The sequence below is a fragment of the Citrobacter sp. wls613 genome, from assembly GCF_005281195.1.
Taxonomy (GTDB): domain Bacteria; phylum Pseudomonadota; class Gammaproteobacteria; order Enterobacterales; family Enterobacteriaceae; genus Citrobacter; species Citrobacter gillenii.
In genome coordinates, this window is record NZ_SZXN01000027.1 from 1 (window position 1) to 9,656 (window position 9,656).

The 9,656-nt window shown below is 40.8% G+C and carries 8 protein-coding genes; all 8 read left to right on the forward strand.

The window, feature by feature from the left end; genetic code table 11:
* Positions 1–443 precede the first annotated feature (443 nt).
* The 8 genes from FDX01_RS04170 to FDX01_RS04205 all read left to right on the forward strand — a co-directional run bounded on the left by FDX01_RS04170 (position 444) and on the right by FDX01_RS04205 (position 9,623).
* Positions 444–1,211: an ABC transporter permease gene (locus FDX01_RS04170; RefSeq protein ID WP_015583927.1), complete on the forward strand. Its 768-nt coding sequence runs from the start codon at positions 444–446 to the stop codon at positions 1,209–1,211.
* Positions 1,211–1,951, forward strand: a complete 741-nt coding sequence (gene rfbB / locus FDX01_RS04175) for an O-antigen export ABC transporter ATP-binding protein RfbB (RefSeq protein WP_000433876.1) — start codon at positions 1,211–1,213, stop codon at positions 1,949–1,951. Before FDX01_RS04170 ends, rfbB begins: the two co-directional genes overlap by 1 nt.
* Before the next feature lie 14 nt (positions 1,952–1,965).
* Entirely contained in the window at positions 1,966–3,858 is a 1,893-nt protein-coding gene (locus tag FDX01_RS04180; RefSeq protein ID WP_016247611.1) for a DUF4422 domain-containing protein, read from the forward strand.
* Between the two features lie 18 nt (positions 3,859–3,876).
* Positions 3,877–5,031 (forward strand): UDP-galactopyranose mutase, encoded by a 1,155-nt coding sequence (gene glf / locus FDX01_RS04185; protein WP_016247610.1) that lies wholly within the window; start codon positions 3,877–3,879, stop codon positions 5,029–5,031.
* On the forward strand, positions 5,028–5,918 hold the full coding sequence (locus FDX01_RS04190) for a glycosyltransferase (RefSeq protein ID WP_000683047.1): 891 nt from the start codon (positions 5,028–5,030) through the stop codon (positions 5,916–5,918). The genes glf and FDX01_RS04190 overlap by 4 nt, the downstream gene beginning before the upstream one ends.
* Entirely contained in the window at positions 5,919–7,064 is a 1,146-nt protein-coding gene (locus FDX01_RS04195) for a glycosyltransferase family 4 protein (protein WP_023157139.1), read from the forward strand.
* 121 nt (positions 7,065–7,185) lie between these two features.
* Positions 7,186–8,427 carry a glycosyltransferase family 2 protein gene (locus FDX01_RS04200; RefSeq protein ID WP_137399281.1) on the forward strand — a complete coding sequence of 414 codons (1,242 nt, stop codon included), beginning with the start codon at positions 7,186–7,188 and terminating at the stop codon, positions 8,425–8,427.
* A gap of 410 nt (positions 8,428–8,837) precedes the next feature.
* On the forward strand, positions 8,838–9,623 hold the full coding sequence (locus tag FDX01_RS04205; protein ID WP_249360857.1) for an acyltransferase family protein: 786 nt from the start codon (positions 8,838–8,840) through the stop codon (positions 9,621–9,623).
* Positions 9,624–9,656: the final 33 nt, after the last annotated feature.

The window sequence follows — 9,656 nt, forward strand, 5'->3', positions numbered from 1 at the left end:
GAAGAATTTCCCCGCTTATTCGCACCTTCCCTAACGACGAGCGTATCCTCTTCGTTACGGTAAGACCGGGTAAGACAGACACTTTAGAGAGGGGAGTCCGCATTTTGGTTGCGATAGCCAATGGCGGTAGCGTGTCTGAATTTTAGAATAAACTCATTGTTCGATTTAACATTTTATTTACAATCTTAAAGGATGGTTTATGTGTCTTCCACGAGAATCACATTTTCATTCAGCGGTTACTGAGGTTAGCGATCATCTCCGATTCCGGAGTGCTAATGCGCAGGAAAGATTGTTTACATATTGCTTGTGCAAAATAATGTTACAATTGGTCTTTGTTTATGGGAATAGCTGTTCGTCTCTCGAGCACAGCAGATCTTATCGATAATTCTGTTTGATACATATTACGTACGGAATTTTTTGTAGAATAATTTATGAGTATAAAAATGAAGTATAATATAGGGTATTTGTTTGATCTTCTTGTTGTTATAACAAACAAAGATTTAAAGGTACGTTATAAAAGCAGCGTATTTGGTTACTTATGGTCAATTGCGAATCCACTGCTTTTTGCAATGATATATTATTTCATTTTTAAGCTCGTTATGCGAGTGCAGATCCCGAATTATACCCTTTTCTTGATTACCGGTTTATTTCCGTGGCAATGGTTTGCCAGCTCGGCGACAAATTCCTTGTTTTCGTTTATAGCCAATGCGCAAATAATCAAAAAAACAGTTTTTCCGCGCTCAGTTATTCCATTGAGTAATGTCATGATGGAAGGGTTACATTTCTTGTGTACAATTCCTGTGATTATTGCATTCCTGTTCGTGTATGGTATGCGTCCATCGCTCTCATGGCTCTGGGGCGTACCAATTATTGCGCTTGGTCAGGTGATTTTTACATTTGGTATTTCAATCATATTTTCTACGCTAAATCTGTTCTTCAGGGATTTAGAGCGATTTGTCAGCCTTGGTATCATGCTCATGTTTTATTGCACGCCGATATTATATGCGTCAGATATGATTCCTGAAAAATTTAGCTGGATTATTACCTATAATCCTCTGGCAAGCATGATCCTCAGCTGGCGGCAGCTGTTCATGGATGGCGTCTTAAATTATGAATATATTTCAATCCTTTACATTACAGGTTTAGTCCTGACAATTGTGGGCCTGAGTATTTTTAATAAATTAAAATATCGATTTGCAGAGATTTTGTAATGGAACCAGTAATAAACTTTAGTCACGTTACGAAAGAGTATCCTCTTTACCACCATATTGGCTCAGGAATTAAGGATCTCGTATTTCACCCTAAAAGAGCTTTTCAGCTGTTAAAAGGGCGTAAATATCTTGCGATCGAAGACATTACCTTCACCGTGGGTAAAGGCGAGGCCGTAGCGCTGATTGGTCGTAACGGCGCAGGGAAAAGTACCTCCCTCGGGCTGGTGGCCGGCGTCATTAAGCCTACAAAAGGCACTGTTACAACCCAGGGGCGCGTTGCCTCAATGCTTGAGCTAGGCGGCGGTTTTCACCCTGAATTAACCGGGCGAGAAAATATTTATCTCAATGCGACCCTGCTTGGGCTACGCCGCAAAGAGGTTCAGCAACGGATGGATCGGATAATTGAGTTCTCCGAGCTGGGTGATTTCATTGACGAACCTATTCGCGTGTACTCAAGTGGTATGCTTGCGAAGCTTGGATTCTCTGTCATCAGCCAGGTAGAACCCGATATACTTATTATCGATGAGGTACTTGCTGTCGGTGACATTTCGTTCCAGGCCAAATGTATACAAACAATACGAGACTTCAAAAATAAGGGTGTAACGATATTATTCGTTAGCCACAATATGAGTGATGTTGAAAAAATCTGTGACAGAGTTGTTTGGATCGAAAACCATAAACTCCGCGAAATTGGCTCAGCAGAGAGAATCATTGAACTTTACAAGCAAGCAATGGCTTAATAATTGGTAATAAGATGAATAGTATCAAAATTTATACATGTCACCACAAACCCAGTGCTTTTCTAAATGCCTCTATTATTAAACCACTGCATGTCGGGAAGGCTAATACTTATAATGATATTGGCTGTGAAGGGGATGATAGCGGAGACAACATTTCCTTTAAAAACCCCTTCTATTGTGAGCTGACGGCCCACTACTGGGTGTGGAAGAATGAATCTCTGGCTGACTATGTGGGATTCATGCATTACCGCAGACACTTGAACTTTGCAGAACAACAAAATCATCCTGAGGATAACTGGGGGGTAGTCAACTACCCGCTCATCAATGCCGAATACGAAAGCCAGTTTGGATTAAGTGATGAATCCATAAGCACCTGCGTCGATGGATATGATCTGCTGTTACCCAAAAAATGGTCGGTAACATCGGCAGGAAGTAAGAATAACCTTGATCATTATGCAAAAGGTGAGTTTTTACACATTAAAGACTATCAGTCTGCCCTGGATGTCGTTGAAGAGCTGTATCCACAATATAAAGCTGCGATTCAACAATTCAATAATGCAACTGATGGTTATTATACGAACATGTTTGTTATGCGCAAGGACATGTTCCTGGATTATTCTGAATGGCTTTTTGCTATTTTGTCTAATCTTGAAGATCGGATTTCGATGAATAACTACAACGCTCAAGAAAAACGAGTTATAGGACACATTGCTGAGCGTTTATTCAATATCTATATCATCAAATGTCAACAAGATAAACAGCTAAAAATAAAAGAACTACAGCGCACGTTTGTTACTGCTGAAACATTTAATGGTAAATTAAAGCCCGTTTTTGACGAAAGCGTACCGGTTGTTATTAGTTTTGATAATAGCTATGCATTAAGTGGCGGGGCATTAATCAATTCAATTGTTCTCCATTCTGATGCGAACAGAAACTATGATATCGTTGTTCTGGAAAATAAGGTCAGTCATTTAAATAAACAACGCCTTATCAAGCTAGTTGCTGGTCATAACAACATATCATTGCGCTTTTTTGATGTGAATTCATTCACTGAGATGAGTGATGTTCATACCCGTGCACATTTTAGTGCGTCGACCTATGCGCGCTTGTTCATCCCGCAACTTTTCCGCGAGTATAAAAAAGTTGTGTTTATCGATTCTGACACCGTGGTGAAGGCTGATTTGGCGACACTTCTGGATGTCGAGATCGGCACTAACCTGGTTGCCGCTGTTAAAGACATCGTCATGGAAGGGTTTGTGAAGTTTGGTACCATGTCAGAATCAGATGATGGCATTATGCCTGCAGAGCAATACCTGAAAAAGACATTAGGAATGACTAATCCTGACGAATATTTTCAGGCCGGGATTATTGTTTTTAATGTCGAACAAATGGTTACAGAGAATACCTTTGCTCAATTGATGTCAGCATTGAAAGCCAAAAAGTATTGGTTCTTAGATCAGGATATCATGAACAAAGTCTTCTTTGGCCGAGTCAAATTCTTACCATTAGAATGGAACGTGTACCATGGTAATGGTAATACCGATGATTTCTTCCCGAATCTCAAGTTTTCAACCTATATGCGCTTTTTGCAAGCCAGAAGAAATCCAAAAATGATTCACTATGCGGGTGAAAACAAACCATGGAATACTGAGAAAGTCGATTTCTATGATGATTTTCTTGAGAATGTTTTAAGTACGCCATGGGAGAAAGAAATCTACTATCGCCAGTTACCTGTGGCCACGGTAGTACCTAACCAACATACTGAACTGCAGCAAACCGTGTTACTGCAGACAAAGATTAAAAGAGCTTTAATGCCATATGTTAACAAATATGCTCCTGTCGGTTCGCCAAGAAGAAATAAGCTCATCAAATATTATTATAAAGTTCGCCGTTCGATTCTTGGCTAATACAACTGGAGATACATTATGAAGCGTAACAATATTCTCATCGTCGGCGCTGGTTTTTCAGGTGTGGTCATTGCCCGCCAGCTTGCTGAACAAGGTCACAAGGTTAAAATCATCGATCAGCGGGACCACATTGGAGGAAACTCTTATGACACTCGCGATCCTCAGACTGATGTCATGGTTCATGTCTACGGTCCGCATATTTTCCATACGGATAATGAAACCGTCTGGAACTATGTCAATCAGTATGCGGAAATGATGCCCTATGTGAATAGAGTAAAAGCTACTGTTAATGGTCAGGTTTTTTCACTGCCGATTAATCTGCATACTATTAATCAGTTCTTTGCTAAAACCTGTTCTCCTGATGAAGCTCGCGCGCTCATTAGCGAAAAAGGTGATAGTTCCATTCTGGAACCGAAGACTTTTGAAGAGCAGGCCTTGCGCTTCATTGGTAAAGAATTATACGAAGCGTTCTTCAAAGGCTACACCATAAAACAGTGGGGGATGCAGCCTTCTGAGCTTCCGGCATCTATACTCAAACGTTTGCCTGTGCGTTTCAATTATGACGATAATTATTTCAATCATAAATTCCAGGGCATGCCGAAGTTAGGCTATACCCATATGATTGAAGCGATCGCCGATCATGAAAATATCACTCTGCAATTACAGCGTGAGTTTGCGGCTGAAAATCGCGAAAGTTATGATCATGTATTTTATAGCGGGCCGTTAGACGCCTTCTATTCATACCAGCATGGGCGTCTTGGCTACCGTACTCTGGACTTTGAGCGATTTACCTGGCAAGGTGATTACCAGGGCTGCGCGGTCATGAACTATTGCTCAGTTGATGTCCCGTATACGCGCATTACCGAACATAAATATTTTTCCCCGTGGGAAAACCACGAAGGCTCCGTATGTTACAAAGAATATAGTCGCGCCTGCGGTGAAAATGATATTCCTTACTATCCAATCCGCCAGATGGGCGAGATGGCTCTGCTGGATAAATATCTATCACTGGCGGAAGGTGAGAAAAATATTACTTTCGTCGGACGCTTAGGGACTTATCGCTATCTTGATATGGATGTAACGATTGCAGAAGCCTTAAAAACGGCCGATAAATACCTGTCTTCATTGTCCAACGACGAAACAATGCCTGTATTTGTGGCCGATGTACGATGAAACATACTGCACTAATAGTCACTTTCAACCGTCTTGAGAAGCTAAAAAAGACGGTTGCTGAAACTGTTAAGCTGCACTTTACCTCTATCGTTATTGTCAATAATGGGTCCACGGATGGGACCTCTGACTGGCTGCAGACAATCACTGATCCCCGAGTCATTGTCTTAAATCTGGCCAGTAATAACGGGGGGGCCGGCGGGTTTAAGGCCGGTAGTCAATATATATGCAGCTCTGTTGATAGCGATTGGGTCTTCTTTTATGACGATGATGCTTATCCGCAAAGTGATATTCTTGATAAGTTCGCGACGATAAATAAAGAAGATTGTCGTGTTTTTACGGCTTTAGTTAAAGATTTACAGGGCCGGACATGCGCGATGAATGTTCCATTTGTAAAAGTCCCGACCTCGTTTAGTGATACCTTGCAATATATCAAACATCCCCAACGATATGTACCAGATAATAAGAAAATGCTGGTGCAAACCGTTTCATTTGTTGGCATGATCATTAAGCGTGAAGTCTTGAATGAGCACCTTCATCATATTTATGATGAACTTTTCCTTTATTTTGATGATCTCTATTTTGGTTATCAATTAACTTTAAGTGGCGAGAAAATCACTTATCAACCGGAGCTTGTTTTTACTCATGACGTGAGTATTCAGGGAAAGGTTATATCGCCAGAGTGGAAGGTTTACTATCTTTGTCGGAACTTGATTTTGGCTAAGAGAATATTCACGGAAGTGGAAATTTTTAGTAGTTCATCAATCCTTTTGCGCCTGTGTAAGTATATCACCATATTCCCTGTGCAGCGCCGGAAATGGGTATATCTAAAGTTTTTATGCCGTGGGATTGTACATGGTGTAAAAGGAATCAGCGGTAAGTTTCACTAAGTGGACATAGCAATGAAAAAACTGTGTTATTTCATAAATTCGGATTGGTATTTTGATTTGCATTGGACCGATCGTGCAATTGCCGCCCGAGATGCCGGTTATGAGATTCACATTATTAGCCATTTTGTCGATGATAAAATAGCGGAAAAATTCAGGACATTAGGTTTTGTTTGCCATAACATTCCACTTGTCGCCCAATCATTCAACGTTTTGATTTTCTTTCGGGCCTTTTCTAAGGCTCGGAAAATTATTCAAAACATCAATCCAGATTTGTTGCACTGCATTACCATCAAGCCCTGTTTGATCGGCGGTTTTCTGGCTAAAAGTACCCATCGTCCTGTTATTCTGAGTTTTGTCGGTTTGGGCCGAGTATTTTCCGCAGAGTCTGCCTGTCTTAAGCTGCTGCGAAGTTTTACTGTTATGGCATATAAGTATATCGCCAGTAACAAATGCAGTTTGTTTATGTTCGAACATGATAAAGACAGAGCTAAACTTGCCGATCTGGTTGGTATCGATTACAAACAGACTATTGTTATTGATGGCGCGGGTATTAATCCAGAGATTTACAAATACTCTCTGGAGCAGCAGCGTGATGTTCCGGTCGTCCTTTTTGCCAGCCGTATGCTGTGGAGTAAAGGACTGGGTGACCTGATTGAAGCCAAAAAAATACTGAGTAATAAAAATATTCACTTTACGCTGAATGTTGCCGGTATTTTAGTTGAGAATGATAAAGACGCAATTCCGCTGGCGACGATACAGAAGTGGCAAAGCGAAGGCGTGATTAACTGGCTCGGTCATTGCTCTAATGTATTTGATTTAATTGAAGAATCAAATATCGTTGCTTTGCCGTCGGTCTACGCCGAAGGCGTACCGCGTATCTTGCTGGAAGCTTCCTCTGTCGGGCGCGCTTGTATCGCTTATGATGTTGGTGGCTGTGATAGCTTAATTATCAATAACGATAATGGGTTGATTGTAAAAAGTAAATCTGTCGAGGAATTAGCGGAGAAACTCGGTTTCCTGTTGGATAACCCAGAAACGCGCGTCGCAATGGGTATCAATGGCAGAAAACGCATTCAAGATAAATTCTCGAGTGTGATGATCATTAATAAAACATTAAAAACATATCGTGATGTTGTTGAAGAGTAATTTTTGATGAAGCTCAGTCGCTTTCATCTTACCCATCCTTAATAAACTGGCAACCTACAAATTAAACGCTACCCATAAATAAATATAATTGCGTTTATAAGCTAAGCGTCAAGGTGATTGCATGTCTGAAAAAGAGAGTATAGCTGTTTCCGTTATTATCCCTGTGCACAATGCGGCGGGATATATTTCCGACACATTGAGCACTGTTTTGTCGCAAACATTAAATGATATTGAAATCATTATTGTCAACGATTGTTCTGACGATAATACCTTAGAGATTGTCTCGGCGCTGGCTGAAACTGATTCACGAATTAGAGTCATTAACAACACGACAAATCTTGGTGGGGGAGGCTCAAGAAACATCGGGTTGGATGCTGCTACCGGTGAGTACGTTATTTTTCTTGATGACGACGATTATGTCGATAACATGATGTTGGAGCGCATGTACGCACGTGCTAGCGATATACAAGCGGATGTCGTTATCTGTCGCAGCCAGTCTTTTGATCCCGCCTTGCAGGTTTATGCTCCGATGCCGTGGTCAGTGCGCCAGGAGCTGTTACCTGATCTCAAGTTTTTTTCATCCCAGGATATTCCCTCTGACTTTTTCCGCACCTTTGTCTGGTGGACATGGGACAAGCTTCTCAGGCGTCAATTTATTACTAGTCATCAGCTTCGCTTTCAGGAAATCAGGACGACCAACGATCTTTTCTTCGTCTGCGCATTTATGCTCATGGCGAACAGAATTTCGGTCTTAAATGAAACGTTAATTTCTCATACCATCAACCGTAGTGAATCCCTATCCGCCACGCGAGCAGAGTCGCACCGCTGTGCTGTTGAAGCATTGGTGGCGCTTAAAGCGTTTATCTGTCAGCAGGGGATGATGGAACACCGTCTCAGAGATTATAAAAACTATGTTGTCGTGTTCCTTGAGTGGCATTTAAACACGATTTCTGGTCCGGCATTTCACCCGTTTTATCAGCAAGTGAAAGAGTTTGTTGTTGCCCTGGATGCAAAGAGTGATGATTTTTATGATGAATTTATCGCCGCCGCCCATCATAGGATCACCACGCTGTCAGCTGAAGAGTACCTATTCTCTCTTAAAGATCGGGTTCTGAAGGAACTTGAGTTTTTCCAGGCCAGGAGCTCCGCATTACAGCAAGAAGTTGAGACGCTTACCCACTCATTCGCCGGGCAAAAGGATGAAAATGCGATATTGCATAATCAATTGCATGAGATTGAAGAGCGGGTAACTGAACAGGAACAGAATATTCGTCAGTTAACCGACAAAAATAATGATATGCATCATGAGATGACTATCAAACAGCAAGAGTTCAATGAATTTATCAGCATCACAAAAATTTAATCTCTTCTTTATCCTGGAAGTTGACTAAGCCGCTACGCGTGGTAAGACGTTTTTTTAAATAATTTCAAAAAGAAGTTAAGCAAGTTTCACTTCTTTGTCAGTGATCTTGTTATTTTCAATAAAAATTTTTTTTCGTTAAATAAAAGAGCTCGTGGTCACATGATTTGCGAGTCTCTATTCCTGTTAGATTAATGATTTATTAGCTAGAGAGTAATAGATTTTTTGTCGAGTTTTACTGGGGGCAGTAAAATTTCGATGTGTGTACTTGTGTTTTTTGTGACTTCCTGCCTTTAAAATTTTTCCTATTGGGCAGTAATCACCTTTGAATATTGATAGCTATTCTTTTTATTACTAATAAATTCTTTCTTCTAAAAGAATGTAGTTTTACTCATTGGAATATGGGGTGTAGATTGTCTGTTAACAGATTTGATGCCATTGATGGCACTCGTGGGATATTGGCGGGTATGGTCATGCTCAGCCATATGTTTGGCAGCTTTATGGGTTGGCCGCAAGTCAGACCATTTAGCGGTGCCTATCTGTGTGTGGTATATTTTTTCATCATGAGTGGCTTTGTTCTAACCTATGCCCACGCATCAGGAAACTTTTTCAAATACGTTCTTACACGATTTGCCCGATTATGGCCGCTTCATTTTCTGTCGACGATGCTGATGGTAGCCATTTATTACTATAATGCGCACCATGGCGGCTACGTTTCCAGCCCGGATGTTTTTTCTATTAGCGTGATATTAAAAAATATATTATTTCTTCATGGTCTTTATTGGCATGACTTCAAGTTAGTCAATGAACCATCGTGGAGTATCAGTATTGAATTCTGGGTATCGCTTTTAATTCCTCTGATCTTTACGCGATTAGGAAATATGACTCGCGCTGTTGTTGCAGGATTGTTTTTTATTTTCCTGTGGCATAAACATCCATCAGGGATACCCCCATCAATGCTGACAGCAATGCTGTCAATGCTGATTGGTTCATTGTTTTTTTCTTTATCACAGACAGAGTATTTTAAGTGTCTGATGAAAGAAAAATTTATGGCATTTTTTATTACCGCTGCGGCTGTCGTATCGATCGTTGGCGTATATGCTATGAACCATAGCCGACTGGATTACTTTTTATTTGTTGCATTTATCCCGATGCTATTTATCGATCATCTTCCGGATAATCAACTAATAAAGAGGTGATGACTCCAACTTACTGATAGTGTTTTATGTTCA

What these genes read in the sequence shown, in the direction of transcription:
- FDX01_RS04170 (WP_015583927.1), top strand. Translation starts at nt 444, where the DNA reads ATGAAGTATAATATAGGGTATTTGTTTGATCTTCTTGTTGTTATAACA.
- rfbB (WP_000433876.1), top strand. Translation starts at nt 1,211, where the DNA reads ATGGAACCAGTAATAAACTTTAGTCACGTTACGAAAGAGTATCCTCTT.
- FDX01_RS04180 (WP_016247611.1), top strand. Translation starts at nt 1,966, where the DNA reads ATGAATAGTATCAAAATTTATACATGTCACCACAAACCCAGTGCTTTT.
- glf (WP_016247610.1), top strand. Translation starts at nt 3,877, where the DNA reads ATGAAGCGTAACAATATTCTCATCGTCGGCGCTGGTTTTTCAGGTGTG.
- FDX01_RS04190 (WP_000683047.1), top strand. Translation starts at nt 5,028, where the DNA reads ATGAAACATACTGCACTAATAGTCACTTTCAACCGTCTTGAGAAGCTA.
- FDX01_RS04200 (WP_137399281.1), top strand. Translation starts at nt 7,186, where the DNA reads ATGTCTGAAAAAGAGAGTATAGCTGTTTCCGTTATTATCCCTGTGCAC.